This is a genomic window from Actinomadura geliboluensis, from assembly GCF_005889745.1.
GTDB lineage: Bacteria > Actinomycetota > Actinomycetes > Streptosporangiales > Streptosporangiaceae > Spirillospora > Spirillospora geliboluensis.
The window spans coordinates 1-19,157 of sequence record NZ_VCKZ01000030.1 but is presented as its reverse complement, the minus strand read 5'-3'; the positions used below and the strand labels follow the sequence as shown (position 1 = coordinate 19,157).

Sequence of the window (19,157 nt, the reverse complement as noted above, 5' to 3'; positions counted from 1 at the left end):
CCGCCACACCATCCTGACCCCCACCGGATCTCGTGAGCTTGCTGAGGGCGCGTCGAGGTCGTTCGCAGTGTGTCCGATACCCGCTGATGAACGGGAGGTGTTGAGGTGGCGTGGTCAGAACGACTCGTCGTGCGAGATGGTGTTCGTCTCGCCTGCCGCGACTGGGGCGGATCGGGGCCGCCCCTCCTGCTGCTGCACGGGTTGGCCGGTCATGCGGGTGAATGGGACCTTCTCGCGCATCGATTGACTCCGCGATATCGGGTCATCGCGGTCGATCAGCGCGGGCATGGTGCCGCTGAGCGGCGCCCCGGGGATACCCGCCGCGCGGCCTACGTCACCGATGCCATTGCCGTTGTCGAGCAGTTGGCGTTGCACAAACCGGTGCTGGTCGGGCAGTCGTTGGGCGGGCATACGGCAATGCTGGTCGCTGCCGCTCGTCCTGATATCGCCCGGGCGCTCGTTCTGATCGAGGCCGGTCCGGGCGGTCCAACACCGACCAGGCCGGCAGAGGTCGGTGCCTGGCTGCGCTCGTGGCCGATCCCGTTCAACTCCCGAGTGGCCGCCGCCGAGTTCTTCGGCGGCGGCCCGGTCGGTGAAGCATGGGCCGCCGGGCTGGAGAAACGCGATAGCGGATGGTGGCCCCGCTTCGACCAGGACGTCATGGTCGACTCACTCGCCGAGATCGCCCAGCATTCCTTCTGGGAGGAGTGGAGCCACATCACCTGCCCCACGCTGCTCATTCTGGCGGAAACGAGCCTTCTGCCAGATCAAGAAGCCGAACAGATGCTCCGCATCCGATCCGACACCGTGGCCATGAGCATTCCGCGCACGGAACACGACCTGCACTTGCAACGCCCCGACGCCCTTCACGCCGGGCTCTTGGACTTCCTCGACAATCTCCCATCTCATCCCGCTGCCGACGGCAATTCATCCACAGCCACGCACCGTTACTGAATGTCAGCGACATCACCAGTGGTTGAGGGGGTTGCAGGTTTGCGCCGCCGGGCGCCTGGCGCGAGTACGGCGGCCGGCGTTCGCCAGACCAGCTGAGCCCCCACGGCGAGGCCGGACGCCGGAAGGTGGCCGTGCGTTACGGCACCTTGGAAGCCACCGACACGGCCAGTCGCGCTGCCATATGACACATGTCCGCCGTGCTGCTCATCGAGCCGGTGGCGACCGTGCTCACGTGGGTGGACGACCCCTCGTTCTCCCACGTGACCTGGCAGGCGCGCTCGTCGTCGCTGCCGTACGCCCGCATCCCGGGGAGCCCGGTCAGCTTGTCGTGCTCGGCGTCGGTCAGCTCGGTGCGGAAGAGGCGCACGGGTTCCGGGGCGTACATGAGGGTCAGCCGGAAGTCGGTGTCGGCCCCGTACTGGGCGGTCCGCCATTCGCAGGTGCGGACGTTCTCCGCCGCGTTCTGGTAGCCGCCCTGCACACCGGTGGAGATGAGCTGGTTCTCCCGGATGATGCTCTGGTCGATCACATCGCAGGGGTCCTGCGACGCGGTCCCCGGCTTCGGCGTCCCACCGGTGGCCCGGGCGCCCGGCTCGCCGCCGCCGGTCAGGGCGATCACTCCCCAGGTGAGGGCGGCGGTGAGGACGACGGTGCCCACGGCGGCTGGGAGGAGCACCCGAGGGCGCGTCCACACGGGAGTCCGGGGCGCCGCGGGCCGGGTCTCCACTCGCGTGTGCGCGGTGACCGGGGGCGGTGGAGCCGGGGTCCACGGTGCGGGCGGCCGGTCGCCGGACGGCGGCACGGCGGCCTTGCGCTCGGTGATCATCGCGCTGACGCGCTCCGGCAGCCAGTGCCCCTCGTCGGCGGCCGGCGCGAAATGCGCCAGGACGTCGCCGACCGAGGGCCGTGCGGCGGGGTCCTTGGCCAGGCACGCGGCGACGAACGGCCGGAGCCGCTCGGGCAGCCGGGACAGGTCCGGCTCCTCGTGGATGATCCGGTAGACGACGACCGCGGGCCGCCCCTTGCCGTAGGGGCCCTCGCCGGTCGCGGCGTACGCCAGGACGCAGCCGAGCGAGAACACGTCCGACTCCGGCCCCGCCGCGCGGCCCCGCGCCTGCTCGGGGGACATGAACCCCGGGGTGCCGATGACCGCGGTGGACTTCTGCGCGGCGTCCAGCGCGCGGGCGATGCCGAAGTCGATGACGCGCGGGCCGTCGTCGGCGAGCAGGACGTTGCCCGGTTTGAGGTCGCGGTGCACCAGGCCGGCGCGGTGCACCGCCAGCAGCCCCTCGGCGAGCCCGGAACCGAGGACCTGGACCGCCTGGTCCGGCAGCGGCCCGCTCTCGGCGACCGCCTGCTGCAGCGACGGGCCGGGGATGTAGGCGGTGACCAGCCAGGGGCGCCCGGCGTCCGGGTCGGCGTCGACGACCTCCGCGGTGTAGAAGCCGCCGACCTTGCGCGCGGCCTCGACCTCCTCGACGAACCGGCGCCGGAAGTCGGCGTCGGACGCCAGGTCGGCGGCCACGACCTTGACCGCGACGAGCCGGCCGCCGGGGGAGCGGCCGAGGAAGACCTCGCCCATGCCGCCGCGGCCGAGCCGTCCGAACAGCCGGTACGGGCCCACCTGTGCCGGGTCCCCGGGTTCCAGAGGCTTCACCGGGCGAGCTTCCAGATCTTGATGACGTCCTTCAACTGCGCGTCGTCGGTGGCCGCGGCGACCGTGCGCCCGTCCTGGGCGAAGGCCACGCCGCCCACGCCGGAGCGGCCCATGGACGCCGACACGAGGCGCTGCCCGGAGGCCACGTCCCACAGGGTCACCCCGCCGCCGCCCTCGCGCGCGCCCCGGCCGGCGGCCAGCGTCTTCCCGTCGGGGCTGAGGGACATCGACTGGTAGCCGGAGCCCGCATCGGCTAGGGGCGTGGTCGCCTTCTTGGCGGCGACATCCCAGACGCCGACGCCGCCGAAGGACCCGGTGAGGGTTCCGCCGTCCGGGGTGAAGCCGAGACCGGAGACGCCGAAGGCGTCGGCCTTGCCGATCGGCAGGGTGCCGGCCGGGGACCGGGACGCGACGTCGAACAGGGCCACGCCGCCCGCGAGTTCGCCGTCCCCGTAGCCGGCGGCGAGGGTCTTCCCGTCCGGGCTGAAGACGACGCTGTGCACCGCCGCTGTACTGCCAGCCCGGCCGTCGACGACGAAGGTGTGCAGCAGTTTCCCCGCCTTGACGTCCCACAGGGGCACCTTGCCGATGCCCTCGCCCTTGCCGGACCCGGAGCCCGCCAGGTAGCGGCCGTCGGGGCTGAACGCCAGTCCGTCCATGATGAACAGGTCGGTGCGGTCGGAGGACTTGAACGTGAGGTCGGCGACCGTGCGACCCGTCCGCAGATCCCACACCTTGGCCCCGCCGAGACCGGTCTGGAGACCTTCCGATGTCATCCGCATCGGCAGCATGTAGCCCATGGCGACCAGGCCGTCCCGGCTGACGGCGACGCTCTTCGGGCGCACGCCCTCGCCCGCGGCCAGGGTCGTCACCTGCGCGCGCGTGTTCGCGTCCCACACCTTGAGGTCGTCCTCGAAGACACCCACGAGGTGGGCGCCGTCCGGCGTGTAGACGATGTCCCGCAGGCTCTCGACGGTACCCGGCTCGATGCTCGCCACCGGGTCGAGCCGGGCGGTGTCCTTCTTGCCGCCACCGGTGGCTGCGGCCGAGTCGTCGGACGAGCCGGACGAGAGCACCACCGCCACGGTCACCGCCGCGACCGCCGCCACGGTCGCCGCGCCGACGGCGGCCAGCAGGCCCCGGCGCCGCCACACGCGCGGCCCGCCGGAGGCAGCGGGGCGCTCGCGCTGCTCGGCCATCGCGGCGACGGCCGGTGGAAGCCACGGGATCGGTCCGCCGGACGCGGGCGCCGACTGGAGGAGAGCGGCCGGCGCCGGCCGGTCGGCGGGCTCCTTGGCCAGGCACGCCCGGATCATGGCGGCGAGCGGCTCGGGCACGCCCGCCAGGTCAGGATCTGCGTGCGCCATGCGGTGGACGAGTTCGTCCGGCGTCCCCGTGCCGAAGGGGTGGCGCCCGGTGGCCGCGTAGGCGAGGACGCAACCGAGCGAGAACACGTCGGAGGCCGGGCCGGGCTCCTCGCCGCGGATCTGCTCCGGCGCGGTGAAGCCGGGATCGCCGATCCGCACGGACGCGAGCGTGCCGGCGTCCTCGATCGCCCGGGCGATGCCGAAGTCGACGAGGTGCGGCCCGCCGGACGCCAGCAGGACGTTCCCCGGTTTGACGTCGCCGTGCACCAGGCCCGCGCGGTGCACGGCCGCCAGCCCCTCGGCGAGCCCGGCGCAGAGCGTCCCGACGGTTTCGGCGGGCAGCGGGCCGTGGGCGGAGACCGCCTCCTGCAGGGACGGACCCGGAATGTAGGCGGTGGCCAGCCAGGGCCGGGCGGCGCTGGGGTCCGCGTCCACCACCGGTGCCGTATGGACGCCCTGTACGCGGCGGGCCGCGTCCACCTCCGCGCGGAAGCGCCGCCGGAACGTCTCGTCCTCGGCCGGGCCGGGGAGCACGACCTTCACCGCGACCGGCCGCCCGCCGGGGGAGCGGCCGAGGAACACCTCCCCGACGGTTCCGCGCCCCAGCCGTCCCATGATCTGAAAGGGCCCGACCTGCCGGGGGTCATTCGCGCCCAAGGGCTCCACGCCGTTCCTCGCCTTCTCCACTGACCGTGACGGAGCGTCCGCCTCCGTGCACAGCATTACATGAACATGATCGTTCCGTGGAGAGTTCGGCCAGGACCCGTCAGGTTCCGGTCAGGCGGAGCGCGAAGATGCCGTGTCGGACGTGGTCGGGTGGCGGGGTCATTGGGGCAGGTCGATGCCGAGTACTTCGCGGGCCAGTTCCTTGAGGGCCGCACGTTCTTCTTCCAGCACCTGATTCCCGGCTTCGGTGGCCCGGTAGACGCGCCGGGTGCGGCCTTCCACCACCCGCTGCTCCGAGACCAGCAGTCCGTCGGCCTCCATCCGGTGCAGGGTGGGGTAGAGGGTGCCGGGGCTGATGTCGTAGCCGTGTTCGGCCAGTTCGCGCGTCATCCAGGCACCGTGGATCTCCTCCTTGGCCGCGTGGTGCAGGATGTGCAGCCGCACCGCCCCCCGGATGAAGTCCCGCATGCCTTCGCCCTCCTAGCCAGTCCTGGGCGAAGAGTATGTCACCAGACCGATATCGGATGTCGATATCGGTCCTGGTTCGGCGCCGAAGAGCGGCTGCCCACGTCCTGGGGAGCGCGGCGGGCGGTGTGTGCCGCGCCTTCATGCGTCGGGGGTGACCAGTCCCGTCTGGTAGGCGATGACGACCAGTTGGGCTCGGTCGCGTGCGCCCAGCTTCGCCATTGTGCGGCTGACGTGGGTGCGTGCGGTGGCCGGGCTGATGACCAGTTCGGCGCCGATCTCCTGGTTGCTCAGTCCCCGTCCGATCAGTTCGAGCACCTGCCGTTCGCGGTCGGTGAGGACCGCGAGGCGGTCCTCCGCGGCCTCGACGGCGGTGCGCCGGGCCGTGAACTGGCCGATGAGGCGTCGGGTGATCCGCGGCGCGAGCAGCGCCTCCCCCGCCGCGATCACGCGGATGGCGTGCAGGAGTTCGGCCGGCCCGGCGTCCTTGAGCAGGAAGCCGCTCGCCCCGGCCTGCAGTGCCTCGAAGACGTTGGCGTCGGTGTCGTAGGTGGTGAGGATGAGGACCCGGACGTCCTCCAGCCCGCGTGTCCGGGTGATCTCCGCCGTGGCCTGGATCCCGTCCAGCCTCGGCATGCGGATGTCCATGAGGACGACGTGGGGACGGGTGGCACGGGCCAGTTCGACGGCTCGGGCGCCGTCGGTGGCCTCCGCGACCACGGTGATGTCGTCCTCGACGTCGATGAGCAGCCTGAACCCGGACCGGACGAGACCTTCGTCGTCGGCGAGCAGCACCTTGATCGAATCGAAGGGCGGCGCCGCGGAGGGCGCGTTCACAGTCGCGGGCCCGTCGGCGCGAGGGGCAGCCGGGCCGTCACCTGGAACCCGCCGCCCGGGGTGGGCTCGGCGTCCAGGTCGCCGCCGAGCAGCCGGCACCGCTCGCGCATGCCGAGGATTCCGCGGCCCGGCGCGGCCGGCGCCTTCGCGCCGTTGCCGGACGGGCGCTCCGCGGACTCGTCACCGGGTTCGGTCCGGCGGCCCTCGTCGGTCACGCGGATCTCCAAAAGATCGGCTCCCGGATTCAGCTCGACCGTCACCCGGGTGGGCCCGACGTGCCGGATCACATTGGTGATCGACTCTTGCAGGATCCGGTAGGCGGCGCTGCCCACGGTACCGGGCAGCGGCGTCATGGGCGGGGCCGCTTCGAGCGTCAGGTCCAAGCCGGCCTCGCGCGCCTTGGCGGTGAGTTCGTCGATCTGGTCCAGGCCGGGGTTCGGTGCGCGGCCGTCGTCCTCATCATGGGCATCGCCTTCGTCGCGGAGCACGCCGAGGATGGCTCGCATCTCTTGCAGCGCCCGGGAGCTGGTCTGCTCGATGGCCTGCAGTGCCTCGCGCGCCCGTTCCGGACGTTTGTCGAGCACGTGGGCGGTGACCCCGGACTGCACGTTGATGATCGCGATCGCGTGCGCGACGGTGTCGTGGACCTCGCGGGCGATCCGGAGGCGTTCGGCGTCGACCCGCGCGCGTGCCTCCTCCTCGCGGGTCCGCTCGGCCAGTTCGGCGCGCGCCTGGGCCTCCGCCGCGATCACCCGCCGGGACCGGACGGACTCGCCGAGGGCCGCGCTCATCACCGACGCGCCGATGCGGAAGAACACCCAGCCGATGGCGGCGCGCGGCTCGATGTCGGCGGCCGTGTACAGCCACACGGCGGTCAGCGCGGCGATGCCCGAACCGGCGATCACCAGGGACCGGCGGCCGTCGCCGTAGGCCGCGAGGGTGTACAGCGCGACGAAGAGCCCGAGCCAGCCGGGCCCGTCCGGGAAGTCGAGAGAGTAGTAGGCCACGCTGGTGAGAGCGGCGACGGCGAACACCGGCGTCGGCCACAGGCGGCGGACGGCGACGACCAGCCCGCTCACCACCAGCAGGACGTATCCGAGGTTTCCCAGGTCGGTCAGCGGGCGTGTGGCTCCCTCAGGGACGCGGGTGATCGTTCCCTGGACCTGCATCACGGTCACGAAGAGGGCGAGGAGCGTGTTCTGCGTGACCGCACGCGGGGAGAACGACCCGGTTCGGCGTTCCATGTCGCGATCTTACTGTTCAGCCGCGTGAACGCCGCTGCGCTCAGATGCGCGACTCCCTACTCCAGACGGAGTAGGGAGAACCGGGCGTCGTACGTCCGGACGCGCACACGCCGCCGTCCGCTGACAGACGCGACGGCCGCCCCGGCGGCGCGACGATCGCCGCCATGAGAGATCACCCGTCCCCGAACCGCAACCGGTCCTCGGATCCAAAGGAGCCGCGAAAGAGGAAAGGGCTGGAGAACACGGCTGAAACCCCCCGAACGGACGGCGGTCTCGCGACGCTGGCCCGGTTCTGCCACCGGCGCCGCCGCCTGGTGCTTCTCGCCTGGATCGCCGGTGTGATCGCCGTGGCGTTCGTCGGCTTCGGCTACGGTGCCGCCCCCGACAACGACTTCTCCGGAGGAGATTCGCCGTCGGCCAAGGCGCAGCAGCTGATCGAGGAGCACTTCCCCGAGCAGCAAGGGGACACGCTGACCCTCGCGATCAAGGCGGAGAAGGGCATCGACGATCCCGCCGCCCGGCGGAAGATCGAGGGGATCATCGCGGATCTCGCCGGCTCGCCCGTCACCGGGCCCGTGGTCTCCCCGTATCAGGACGAGAACCTGGTCACCGATGACCGCCGCATCGCCCGCACGACCATCCCCCTGAGCGACCAGGAGGCGGACAAGTCCGAGGTCAAGCCCTTGGTCGACCTCGTCAAGGACGCCTCCGGCGACGGCGTCACGGTGGGTCTGGGCGGTTACATGGCCGAGAAGGCCGAGACGCCGCCGCAAGGTCCGACGGAGAGCGTCGGCATCGCGGCCGCGGCGGTGATCTTGTTCATCGCCTTCGGTTCCCTGGTGGCGATGGGCCTGCCGATCGTGACCGCGCTCATGGCGATCGCGGCCGGTCTCGCGCTGACGAAGCTGGTGGGGCATCTGGTCCCCGCGCCGGACTTCACCGTGATCTTCGGTGCGATGATCGGCCTCGGCGTCGGCATCGACTACGCGCTGTTCATCGTGACCCGCTACAAGGACGCTCTCCGGGACGGCGACGCTCCCGAGGGCGCCACGGTCATCGCCATCACCACCGCCGGCCGCGCGGTGCTGTTCGCCGGCACGACCGTCGTGATCGCGTTGCTGGGCCTGGTCGTCATGGGACAGCGACTGATGACCGGGGTGGCCATCGCGACGTCGATCACCGTGCTGATCACGATGATCGCCGCGGTGACGCTGCTCCCCGCCTTCCTCGGCTTCACCGGACACAAGATCAACTCGCTGCGGCTGCCGCGCCGCGCGTCCCGCCGCGCCGAGGACGCCGACGCACCGCTCCAGGAGCGCCGCACGCTCGCCGAGCGCTGGGCCGGCGTGGTGCAGCGCAGGCCGTTGGTGGCCGCCCTCCTCGCCGGTGCGATCCTGCTGGTGCTGGCCGCCCCCACGCTGTCGATGCGGCTGGGGCAGCCCGACGCCAGCGTCCAGCCTCGCGACCGGAGCAGCTACATCTCGCACGAGATCCTCTCCGAAGGCTTCGGCCCCGGATACGGAGCGCCCCTGATCTTCGCCACCGAGATCGACTCCCCGGACGCCGATCTCCGCCACGTCGTCGCGGCGGTCGGCGGGACCGAGGGCATCGCGTACGCCACGCCGCCCCGCGTCAGCCGGGACGGGCGTGCCGCCACCTTCATGGCCTTCCCCACGACCGGCTACCAGGACGAGGCCACCGCCGACCTGGTGCACGAGCTCCGCGACGACGTGCTGCCGCGGACGCCCGGCGGCGAACAGGTCCTCGTCGGCGGACCGAACGCCGGCACCATCGACGCCGCCGAAGAGTCCGGATCGCGCCTGCCCCTGATGATCGCGGTCGTCATCGCGATGTCCATGGTGCTGCTGATCGCGCTGGTCCGGTCGGTGACGATCGCGCTGCAGGCCGCGGTGATGAACCTCCTGTCGATCGGCGCCGCCTACGGTGTGGTGGTCGCGGTCGTGCAGTGGGGGTGGCTCGGCCCGGCCTTCGGCTTCCCCGCCGCCATGCCGGTCACGACCTGGGTGCCGATGATGATGTTCCCGGTCCTGTTCGGCTTGTCGATGGACTACCAGGTGTTCCTGATCTCGCGGGTCCGCGAGGAGTACGAGCGGAGCGGTGACACCCGTGCGGCCGTCGCCCGTGGGCTGGCGCGGACGGCCAAGGTCATCACGGCCGCCGCCGCCATCATGATCGCGGTCTTCACCACGTCCCTGCTCGGCCCCGACCTCGCGGTCAAGCAGGGCGGCCTCGGCATGGCCGTCGCCGTGCTCATCGACGCCACCATCGTCCGGCTGGTCCTGGTCCCCGCCGTGATGGAGCTCTTCGGCAAGAGCAACTGGTGGATGCCCGGGCGCAGAGCCCCGCGAAGGAATCCGGCTCCCTCGACCGAGATCGGAGAAGAGATCCGAGTCTGAGCCCGTCCACCCGCAGTCGCCATCAGCGGGGGGACGGGATGTGAGGGCGGTCAGTCGCGCGCCGTCGCCAGGCGGCGGATCCCGTACCAGGCGGCTCCGGCGGCCAGGACGGCGGCGCCCGCGACGACCGAGGACGGCGGCAGGGCGAACGCGAGCGCCAGGCAGCCGACGAGGCCGACGGCCGGGACGATCCGCGCCGGGCGGCCCTCGCCGGGACCGAGCGTCCACGCCGAGGCGTTCGCGATCGCGTAGTAGGCCAGTACGCCGAAGGACGAGAAGCCGATGGCGCCGCGCAGGTCCGCGGTCGCGGCGAGGATCGCGACGACGGCGCCGACCGCGAGTTCGGCGCGGTGCGGCACCTTGTACCGGGGGTGCACGGCGGCCAGGGCGTGCGGCAGGTGCCGGTCGCGGGCCATCGCCAGCGTGGTGCGGGACACGCCGAGGATCAGTGCCAGGAGGGAGCCGAGCGCGGCGACGGCCGCTCCCGCCCGCACGACCGGGGCGAGTTCGGGAAGTCCGGCGGCGCGGGCGGCGTCGGCCAGCGGCGCGGACGCGGCGGCGAGGCCGGAGCCGCCCAGGACGGCGAGGGCCGCGACGGCGACGAGCGCGTACACCGCCAGGGCGATGCCCAGTGCCAGGGGGATGGCACGGGGGATGGTGCGGGCCGGGTCCCGGACCTCTTCGCCGAGCGTGGCGATGCGCGCGTACCCGGCGAAGGCGAAGAACAGCAGTCCGGCCGCGCGCAGGACGCCGTCGAAGGAGGCGTCCGCCCCGATGCTCAGGCGGGAGGCTTCCGCCTGCCCGGACGTCAGGGCCGTGACCACGAAGGCCGCGAGGACGGCCAGGACGACCGCGACGATCACCCGGGTGAGCCGCGCGGACTTGCGCACGCCCGCGTAGTTCACCGCCGTCAGCGCGACGACGGCGGCGGCCGCGACGGCGTTCGCGTGGTCGGGCCGGATGTACAGGCCGGCGGTGAGGGCCATCGCCGCGCACGAGGCCGTCTTGCCGACGACGAACCCCCAGCCGGCGAGGTATCCCCAGAACTCGCCGAGCCGCTCCCGGCCATAGACATAGGTACCGCCGGACGCCGGGTACAGCGCGGCGAGCCGTGCCGACGAGGTGGCGTTGCAGTACGCGACGACCCCCGCGACCCCCAGTCCGAGCAGCAGCCCGGTTCCCGCGGCTCGGGCCGCCGGGCCCAATGCCGCGAAGATCCCCGCACCGATCATCGACCCCAGGCCGATCACCACGGCGTCGGACGTCCCCAGCCGCCGGCGCAGTTCAGGCGCGCCTCCGCCGGCCGGGGGGATGCTCGACGGCTCGCTCATGGTGCGCTCCCGGGCGGTTCGGCCTGATGGCTGCGAAGTCGATATCGGGTAACGATATCTGATTTCGACCCCGGTTCACCGACTCCTCGTGCTGCGCTGCTCTCAGCGCAGGTACAGAGCGGACGGCATGCGGCTTCCACAGTGAGCGGCACGGCCACCGCCGATCGTGTGGGCTCAACACACCCACACGATCACAGCGGTGGCCGTGTCATGTCCGGTCTCGATCAGACCGGGATCTCCAAATGCGGCTGGAGTACCGAACGCGTCGGCGGTACCGCTCGCGAGCGGTACCACCGACGTCAGCCGCCGTCCGCGCGTGACGGGGCGGTGCCCAGCCACGGATCGGCGCCCGGGACCTCGACGCCGATGAGCGACAGCGTGCGCGCGACCGTGTGGTTCACCAGGTCGCCCACCGACTCCGGGGCGATGTAGAACGCGGGCATCGGCGGTGCGATGATCGCGCCGATCTCGGTCGCGGTGACCATCGCGCGCAGATGGCCGAGGTGGAGCGGGGTCTCGCGGACGCACAGCACCAGCCGCCTGCGCTCCTTGAGCGTGACGTCCGCGGCCCGCACCAGCAGGTTCTCCGCGGCCCCGGAGGCGATGGCGCTCAGCGTCCGCACGCTGCACGGCATCACGACCATCGCGTCCACCGGGTAGGACCCGGACGCGATGGACGCGCCGATGTCGCGGAAGTTGTGCACCACCTCGGCGTGCTTCTCGAACTCGGCGTCCGGCAACTCGTAGGCGGCCGTCCGCCGGGCGGCGGGGGGACACGACCAGATGCCGTTCGACCCCCGCCGTGCCGAGCATCTCCAGGGTGCGCAGGGCCAGCGCGGTGCCCGTGGCGCCGGACACGCCGACGATGACCCGGCGCGGCGCGGTCACTGCCCGCTCCCGGTGATCGACCGGTTCCACGGGGCGAGCCGTCGCTCCGCGATGCCGATCAGCCAGGTCAGCACCACGGCCGCGGCCATGAGCACCACGACGGCGGCGAACATCCGGTCCGGCTGGAAGCTGTGGCCGGCCTCCACGATGACGCCGCCGATGCCGCCGAGCGCGGTGAAGAACTCCGCGATGACGATGCCGACGACCGCCTTGCCGATGCCGATCCGCAGCCCCGTCATGATCGACGGGATGACGGACGGGACGACGATCTGCCGCAGGATCCGCGCCTGCGAGGCGTTGAACGCCATGCCGACCTCGATCGTCGCGCGCGGGACGTTCTGCACCCCGTTCCACGTGTTGATCACGATGGCGAACACCGTCATCACCATGACCATCGCCATCTTGACGGCGAAGCCCAGCCCGAACCAGAGCACGAAGACCGGGATCAGCGCGATCATCGGCATCGCGTAGCCGGCGATGATGAGCCAGCCCAGCGCCGCCTCCACGGCCCGGAACCGGCCGATGAGCAGCCCGAGCGGCACCCCGACCACGATCGCGAGCAGGTAGCCGGACAGGAACGGCTTGGCGCTCTGCAGCACCGCCGTGTGCAGCGAGCCCTCCTCGGCCATGGTGACCAGGGCCTTCAGCACCGCGCTCGGCGGCGCGGCCAGGATCGGATCGACCTGCCGGGCGGCGACCTCCCAGATCCCCAGCAGCACGATGACGGAGCCGATCGTGATCAGCCGGTCGCGCCGGGAGCGCAGCCGGAACCGCGGCTTGGCGGCGGCGGCCTCGTCCTCGGTGGCCGGGGCGGCCGGTTCGGCCAGCGTGGTCATGCGCGTTCCTCCGTCCTCTGTGCCTCGTCCTTCCGACCGATCTCCTGACCGTGGACGAGCTGCCACAGCTCGTGGCGGCGCGCCGTGAACTCCGGCGAGGCGCGGCGGTCGTCCAGCGACGTCCCGGGGCCGTGGGCGGTGTCGAGCACGCCGTGCACCCGCCCGGGGTCGGGCACGAGCGTGACCACCCGGTCCGCGAGCAGCACCGACTCGTCCAGGTCGTGGCTGACGATCACGATCGTCTTGCCGGTCCTCTCGTGGATGTCGAGCAGCTCGGCCTGCATGCTCTCGCGGGTCTGCGCGTCCAGCGCGGAGAGCGGCTCGTCCATCAGCAGCACGGCGGGGTCGATCGCGAGCGCGCGGGCGATGCCGACCCGCTGCCGCATGCCGCCGGACAGCTCGTGCGGCCTGCGGTTCGCGGCGTGGCCGAGCCCGACGAGCTCGATCGCCTCCATGGCGGCCTCCCGCCGCTTCGCCTTGGACATGCCGCGGGCCTCCAGGCCGAACTCCACGTTCCCGACCGCGGTCCGCCAGGGCAGCAGCTCGGCGTTCTGGAACACGATGCCCCGGTCGAGGCCGCAGCCGGTCACCGGCGTGCCGTTGACCGCGACGGTGCCCGAGCTGGGACGCTCCAGGCCCATGATGATCCGCAGCAGCGTGGTCTTGCCGCAGCCGCTCCGGCCGGTCAGCGCCACGATCTCCGAGCGCCGGACCTGGAACGACACGTCCCGCAGCGCGTGGACCTCGCGGCCGCCGTCGCCGCGGAAGGTCTTGGAGACGTTCCGCACGTCCACGATGACGTCCGCCGCCTGGTCCGCCCCGACGGCGGACGGTGATGGCGCGGTGGTCATTTGGCGGCTCCGTAGTAGCTCGACGGCACCTCGCCGAGCTTCGCGACGGCCTTCTGCCGGTAGGTGTCGTCCACCAGCGGGTCCACCGCGACGGGGGAGTCGACGAGGCCGAACTTCACCTGCAGGTCGGCGAGGTACTTGATCTGCTTGACGGGGATCTCGCCGTTCAGCGCGAGGTAGCCGCCCTCGTGGAACTCCTTGTAGGTCGCGGCGATCATCGGGTCGGACGGCTGGAGCTTGAGGGTCTTGGCGGCCAGCGCCTTCGCCTCCTCCGGGTTCTCGTCCGCGTACCTGATGCCCTCCACCAGCCCGGCGATCAGGCCGGTGATCTGGTCGCCGTTGGCCTTCAGCACGTCCTCACGGGTGATCAGCGCGTACCGGGGGAAGTCGGGGACGACGTCCTTGGCCCGCGCGAGCACCTTGATGCCGTCCCGCTCCGCCTGGGCGGTGTAGTCCAGCGGCGCGGAGGCGGCCTGGACGCGCCCGGACACGACCGACTTGTAGCGGTCCGGCGAGCCGCCCGCGTTGACCAGCTTGACCTTGGACGGGTCGACGCCCGACTGCAACAGCATCGCCTTGGCCACCACGGCGGGCAGCCCGGTCGGGGTGGACACCGCGAGCGTGGCGCCCGACATCTTCGAGAGGTCCGCGACGCCCGGCTTGGCGTACAGCCCGTAGTTCTGCCCGGGCATGGTCGACCCGACGAACTTCAGCTTCGCGCCCTTCTCCGTGGCGAGCAGCGCCTCGCTCGGGTTGCCCTGGACGATGTCGACCTGCTTGGCCAGCAGCGCCGGGAACGCCTGCTGGACGCTCTTGAACCGGACGACCTCCACCTTGACCTTGTGCTTGGCGAAGAGGTCCTTCTCCTCGGCCATCAGCAGGTAGCCGGCGTCGGCGCCGGGCTCGTAGATCCCGTACTTGATCGTGGTGGTCTCGCCGCCGGAGTCCGCGGCGCCTCCGCAGCCGGCGATGCTCAGCAGCGCGACGGCCGCGGCGACCAGAGGAAGGCGTTTCATTTCGTGTCCTCCAAGGATGCGGGGGTTGTGCCGAGCCCGGCGAGGACGTCGGCGAACTTGCGCTCGACCTGTTCGCGCAGCTCCGGGCTCGCCTCTGCGACCGGCGGGAAGTCGGCGAGGCGGTCGAAGGGGCGGACCGCCGAGATGACGGCCCGCGAGTTGTGCGTCTGCCCGTGCGGGATGCGGGGGTCCAGCGGACCGCTCCAAGCGCGCCGGATGGTCTCGATGTCCTCGGCCGGGTCGCACCGCGTGGACATCGCCCAGAGCACGTCGAAGGTGTTGGTCGGGTCGATGTCGTCGTCCACCACGACCACGAACCGGCCCAGGTAGGACCCCGACTGGCAGGACGCGGCGAGCAGCCCGGCCTGCCGGGCGTGCCCGTCGTACGCCTGCTTGATCGAGATGATGTTGAACAGCCGCGCGGCGCCGGCCTCGTGGCACCACACGCCCTGCACGCCGGACAGCCCGGCGCGCTCGACCTCGTCCCAGATCATCCCGGCCTTCATCACGCACTTGCTGTACGAGAAGTTGGACGGGGGGCGGATCGGCGACGCGACCGTCACGATTGGATCGTTCCGGTGGTAGACCCGGCGGATCCGGACCACCGGCTGGTCCGAGCGTCCGCCCGCGTAGTAGCCGGTGAACTCGCCGAACGGCCCTTCCGGAGCGACCTCGCCCGGGTACATCTCGCCTTCGAGCACCAGTTCGGCCGAGGCGGGCATGGGCAGCCCGTGCAGCTCCGACTCCACGACCTCGAACGGCGCGCCTCGGTGGCCGCCGGCGTAGTCGTACTCCGACAGGCCGTAGCGCAGTTCGTTGCCCGAGGCCAGGAACAGCAGCGGGTCGTGTCCGCACGAGATCAGCACCGGGCACGGCTCGCCGCGCGCGAAGTACTTCTCCCGGATCTGCCGGCCCTGCTTGCCCGGCGAGATCCACAGCCCCACCCGGTCCGGGCCGTGCACCATCGACCGGTACGTCCCGAGGTTCACCCAGCCGTCGTCCGGGTCGCGCATGATGATCAGGTCGTCGGTGCCGATGTAGCGGCCGCCGTCGCGCTCGTGCAGGAACGGCGCGACGAGCGCGGTGACGTCCACGTCGCCGTCGCGGTGCACGTTCTCCAGCACCGGCCCGCGGTCCACGGTGACCGGCGGGATCGGCTTGTGCGTCTTCATCCGGTCGCGGTAGGCGCGGACGACGTCGAGCGGGTGCTCCGGGACGGGCAGCCCGAGGGTGAGCGCGAGCCGCTCGGCCGAGTTGGTCGCGCCGGAGAACGCGCGGTGCCCGGGCCGGGCGCCGACGAGATCGTCGAACAGGATCGCGGGGCCGCCCTCACCGCTGCGGTGCGCGATGAGCTCGATCAGCGTCCCGAGTTCCAGATGGGGGTCGACGCCGCCGAGCCGGACGAGCTGCCCGGCCCGCTCGATGCGGTCGATCAGCTCGCGCAGGTCGGCGTGCGGCGCGTCGTAGGCGTTGTAGCTCATCGAGCGGCGCCCTGGGACGCGTGCGGGACCGTCCCGTACCGACCATTCTGCTGGTAATTCATGACGTCTGTCCGTTTCGTGGCGTGCTGATGTACGGCGCGTAGCCTGCGTCGGATGGAGCCGGTGGCGGCTCGTCCGTCGCCCGAACGTAGCCGTGTGTTCTGCAAAAGGGAATGAATCGACTTATTTTTCTGAACTACGGAACAACTCCCGGTCAGAGGTCCCCGCTGATCGCCTCGGCGGTGGCCCGAAGGTGCGGCAGCATCGCGTGCACCAGGCCCTGGGCCATGCGCTGGTGCGGCACGCTCACCGCGAGTGCGGCGATCGCCCGGCCCAGGTGGTCGCGCACGCAGACCGCGACCGCGTCCAGGCCCGCCGCGCTCTCCTCGTGGTTCACCCCGTAGCCGAGGTCGCGGACACTGCGCAGCTCAGCGCGGAACACGTCCGGGTCGGTGATGGTCCGGTCGGTGATGCGGGGCAGGCCGTCCGGGAAGAGCGCGAGGGCGTCCTCGTCGGAGAGCTCCGCGAGCAGGACCTTGCCGCCCGAGGTGGCGTGCGCCGGCAGCAGCGTCCCCGTGCGCGAGGACACCCGCAGCGGACGGTCGCCCTCGACACCGTCGATGAAGCGGGTGCCGCTGCCTTCGAGGACGAGCAGGTTGACGGTCTCGTGCAGCTCCGAGGCCAGCGCCTCCATGTGGCGCCTGGCCTTGCGCCGCACGTCGAGCTCGCCGACCGCGGCCAGCCCGATCTCCACCAGCACCCGTCCGGCGCGGTAGCTCTTGGAGACGCGGTCCTGTGCGACGAACCCGCGATACGCCAGGGTCAGCAGCAGCCGGTGGGCGGTCGAGCGGGCGACGCCGAGCTCGTTGCTGACGTCGGTCACGCGGACCTCGCCGCGGTCGCGGATCAGCAGCAGGATGAGCGCGGCCTTGTCGACGGAGCCGACGGTGTAGGGGGGAGGGGGGAAAGCGGGGGAATCCGACATGTGTTGTGTATAGCAGAAAAAGTGCTGCAATTGCGTCCGTATTCTGCAACACCTGGCACGATGTGCTTGCGCTCGACCGGGCGCACAGCACGAGGAGAGTCCATGCGGGAACGTTCCACCGAGCCCGAAGTCGAGGTCCTGATCGTCGGCGGCGGCATCGCCGGCCTGGTCCTCGCGCTCGAACTGCACGACGCGGGTATCGGCTGCCGCGTGTACGAGGCCGTACCGCGGATCACCGCGGTCGGAGTCGGCATCAACCTGCTGCCGCACGCCACCCGCGTCCTGCACCAGCTCGGCCTGGGCGACGCGCTGGGGGAGGTCGGCGTCCTGACCAAGGAGTCGGTGTTCTTCAACCGGTTCGGCCAGCTCATCTTCCAGGAGCCCGCCGGGCGGTACGCCGGATACGAGAACCCGCAGTACTCCATCCACCGCGGAGACCTGCAGACCGTCCTGCTGGACGCGGTGCGGGAACGGCTCGGCCCCGACGCCGTGGTGCAGGACCACCGCTGCGTGAGCGTCCAGCAGGACGACACCGGAGTGACCGTCTTCTTCCAGTCGTCGGCGCACGACGAGGACCGGCCGCCGGTGCGCGCCCGCGCCGTCGTCGCCTGCGACGGCATCCACTCGGCGGTCCGCAAGCAGTTCCACCCGGACGAGGGCGAGCCGCAGCACTCCGGAATCAACATGTGGCGCGGGGTGACCGTCGGGCGGCCCTTCCTCAGCGGGGCGAGCATGGTGCGGGCGGGCTGGCTCGACCAGGGCAAGCTGGTGGCCTACCCGATCCGGAACCTGCCCGGCGGCGACCAGCTCCTCAACTGGGTCGCCGAGACCCGGACCCCCCGAGCGCAGGGGCGCGACTGGAACCGCGAGGGCCGTCTCGAGGACTTCATCGGCCACTTCGAGGACTGGCACTTCGACTGGCTGGACGTGCCGGCGATGATGCGGGCGTCCGAGACCGTCCTGGAGTACCCCATGGTCGACCAGGACCCCCTCGACCGGTGGACCTTCGGCCGCGTCACGCTGATGGGCGACGCCGCGCACCCCATGGTCCCGCGCGGCTCCAACGGCGCGGGCCAGGCGATCCTCGACGCCCGGTCCCTCCGCCGCCACCTGGAGGCCGCTCGCGACGACCCGGAGACGGCGCTGCGCGCCTACGAGGCCGAGCGCCTTCCGGTGACGTCGCAGGTCGTCCTCACCAACCGGAGCACCCCGCCGGACGTGATCATCCAGGAGGTCTGGCGCCGCACCGGCGACCGCCCGTTCGACGCCATCGAGGACGTCATCACGGCTGAGGAGCTGACCCAGATGTCCCAGCGGTACAAGGAGATCGCGGGCTTCTCCGTCACGGCCCTGAACGCGCTGCAAGACCGCGCATAACCGCGCCGGAGCCGGCCCCGACGGACGCTGATCTGCGGAAAGGGCGAAGCCGGCGTTCCGCCCGCAGGGCCCGCGCATGATCTCCTGCCCGCGGCCGATGCCGCTGCCGTTCGGGGCGCGGGACACGCCGATGATCCACGCGGGAGCGGGCCGGCGGCGCGGCGTCGCATCGGGCTCACGATCCCGGATCTGTTCCGAAGCGCCCGTCTTCGCATCCCTCAACCTCAACCGATTCGCCAAGGACGTCTGAATGAAGCTCTCCACCATCCGCACCGCCGCCGGCACCCGCGCCGTCCGCCTCGACGACGGCAAGCTCGTCGACCTGGGGTTCACCCATCTGGGCGCGCTGCTGGCCGAGCCGGACTGGCGGGCGAAGGCAGCCGCCGCCTCCGGCACCGTGTACGACGCCGAGGGCGCGGACTTCGCGCCGGTCGTGCCGGGGCCGTCCAAGGTGATCTGTGTCGGTCACAACTACTCCAACCACATCAAGGAGATGGGGCGGGAGCTTCCGTCGTATCCGACGTTGTTCCCGAAGTTCGCCGACAGCCTGATCGGGGCCAACGACGACATCGTCAAGCCCGGTGAGACCGACGCGCTCGACTGGGAGGTGGAGCTGGCCGTGGTCATCGGGCAGGAGGTCCGCCGCGCCGACGACGCTCGGGCGGAGGCGGCGATCGCCGGGTTCACGGTCATGAACGACGTCTCGGTGCGGGACTGGCAGTTCCGCACGATCGAGTGGACGCAGGGCAAGATCTGGGACTCCTCCACTCCGGTCGGCCCCTACC

Annotated in this window: 16 protein-coding genes; 4 read left to right on the top strand and 12 right to left on the bottom strand. The window is 71.6% G+C overall.

Features of this window, described 5'->3' with window-relative positions; genetic code table 11:
• The first annotated feature begins 105 nt into the window (after nt 1-105).
• The gene (locus ETD96_RS07055; RefSeq protein ID WP_138635468.1) at nt 106-954 is read left to right on the top strand and encodes an alpha/beta fold hydrolase; all 849 of its coding nucleotides are present in this window, start codon (nt 106-108) and stop codon (nt 952-954) included.
• A 136-nt stretch (nt 955-1,090) separates the two neighbouring features.
• Here ETD96_RS07055 and ETD96_RS07050 read toward each other — a convergent pair whose 3' ends face one another.
• The 5 genes from ETD96_RS07050 to ETD96_RS07030 all read right to left on the bottom strand — a co-directional run bounded on the left by ETD96_RS07050 (nt 1,091) and on the right by ETD96_RS07030 (nt 7,190).
• The gene (locus ETD96_RS07050) at nt 1,091-2,611 is read right to left on the bottom strand and encodes a serine/threonine-protein kinase (RefSeq protein WP_138635467.1); all 1,521 of its coding nucleotides are present in this window, start codon (nt 2,609-2,611) and stop codon (nt 1,091-1,093) included.
• Nucleotides 2,608-4,593 (bottom strand): WD40 repeat domain-containing serine/threonine protein kinase, encoded by a 1,986-nt coding sequence (locus ETD96_RS07045; protein ID WP_171068898.1) that lies wholly within the window; start codon nt 4,591-4,593, stop codon nt 2,608-2,610. The genes ETD96_RS07050 and ETD96_RS07045 overlap by 4 nt, the downstream gene beginning before the upstream one ends.
• Before the next feature lie 210 nt (nt 4,594-4,803).
• On the bottom strand, nt 4,804-5,112 hold the full coding sequence (locus ETD96_RS07040; RefSeq protein ID WP_138635465.1) for an Rv3488 family transcriptional regulator: 309 nt from the start codon (nt 5,110-5,112) through the stop codon (nt 4,804-4,806).
• Nucleotides 5,113-5,250: 138 nt separating this feature from the next.
• On the bottom strand, nt 5,251-5,946 hold the full coding sequence (locus ETD96_RS07035) for a response regulator (protein WP_138635464.1): 696 nt from the start codon (nt 5,944-5,946) through the stop codon (nt 5,251-5,253).
• Entirely contained in the window at nt 5,943-7,190 is a 1,248-nt protein-coding gene (locus ETD96_RS07030) for a sensor histidine kinase (RefSeq protein ID WP_138635463.1), read from the bottom strand. The genes ETD96_RS07035 and ETD96_RS07030 overlap by 4 nt, the downstream gene beginning before the upstream one ends.
• Before the next feature lie 314 nt (nt 7,191-7,504).
• On the opposite strand from ETD96_RS07030, the gene ETD96_RS07025 reads away from it, so the two are divergent.
• Complete coding sequence (locus tag ETD96_RS07025) at nt 7,505-9,607, top strand: MMPL family transporter (RefSeq protein WP_240807331.1); 2,103 nt, start codon at nt 7,505-7,507, stop codon at nt 9,605-9,607.
• A gap of 50 nt (nt 9,608-9,657) precedes the next feature.
• Here the strand turns inward: ETD96_RS07025 and ETD96_RS07020 are convergent, their stop codons facing one another.
• From ETD96_RS07020 to ETD96_RS06990, 7 genes are all read right to left on the bottom strand, one after another.
• Nucleotides 9,658-10,938, bottom strand: coding sequence for an APC family permease (locus ETD96_RS07020; protein ID WP_138635461.1), 1,281 nt, complete (start codon nt 10,936-10,938; stop codon nt 9,658-9,660).
• Nucleotides 10,939-11,237: 299 nt separating this feature from the next.
• On the bottom strand, nt 11,238-11,723 hold the full coding sequence (locus tag ETD96_RS07015; RefSeq protein ID WP_138635460.1) for a UbiX family flavin prenyltransferase: 486 nt from the start codon (nt 11,721-11,723) through the stop codon (nt 11,238-11,240).
• A 99-nt stretch (nt 11,724-11,822) separates the two neighbouring features.
• On the bottom strand, nt 11,823-12,662 hold the full coding sequence (locus ETD96_RS07010) for an ABC transporter permease (RefSeq protein ID WP_138635459.1): 840 nt from the start codon (nt 12,660-12,662) through the stop codon (nt 11,823-11,825).
• A complete protein-coding gene (locus ETD96_RS07005) occupies nt 12,659-13,513 on the bottom strand; it encodes an ABC transporter ATP-binding protein (protein ID WP_138635458.1) in 855 nt (284 codons plus the stop codon). Before ETD96_RS07005 ends, ETD96_RS07010 begins: the two co-directional genes overlap by 4 nt.
• Entirely contained in the window at nt 13,510-14,529 is a 1,020-nt protein-coding gene (locus ETD96_RS07000) for an ABC transporter substrate-binding protein (protein ID WP_138635457.1), read from the bottom strand. The genes ETD96_RS07005 and ETD96_RS07000 overlap by 4 nt, the downstream gene beginning before the upstream one ends.
• Nucleotides 14,526-16,010, bottom strand: a complete 1,485-nt coding sequence (locus ETD96_RS06995) for a UbiD family decarboxylase (RefSeq protein WP_138635456.1) — start codon at nt 16,008-16,010, stop codon at nt 14,526-14,528. The genes ETD96_RS07000 and ETD96_RS06995 overlap by 4 nt, the downstream gene beginning before the upstream one ends.
• Before the next feature lie 214 nt (nt 16,011-16,224).
• Nucleotides 16,225-16,995 (bottom strand): IclR family transcriptional regulator, encoded by a 771-nt coding sequence (locus tag ETD96_RS06990; protein WP_138635455.1) that lies wholly within the window; start codon nt 16,993-16,995, stop codon nt 16,225-16,227.
• Nucleotides 16,996-17,097: 102 nt separating this feature from the next.
• Here ETD96_RS06990 and ETD96_RS06985 point away from each other — a divergent pair, with 102 nt between their 5' ends.
• Nucleotides 17,098-18,372 carry a flavin-dependent oxidoreductase gene (locus ETD96_RS06985; protein WP_138635454.1) on the top strand — a complete coding sequence of 425 codons (1,275 nt, stop codon included), beginning with the start codon at nt 17,098-17,100 and terminating at the stop codon, nt 18,370-18,372.
• Between the two features lie 250 nt (nt 18,373-18,622).
• The coding region (locus tag ETD96_RS06980) for a fumarylacetoacetate hydrolase family protein (protein ID WP_171068897.1) at nt 18,623-19,157 on the top strand (535 nt) is incomplete at its 3' end.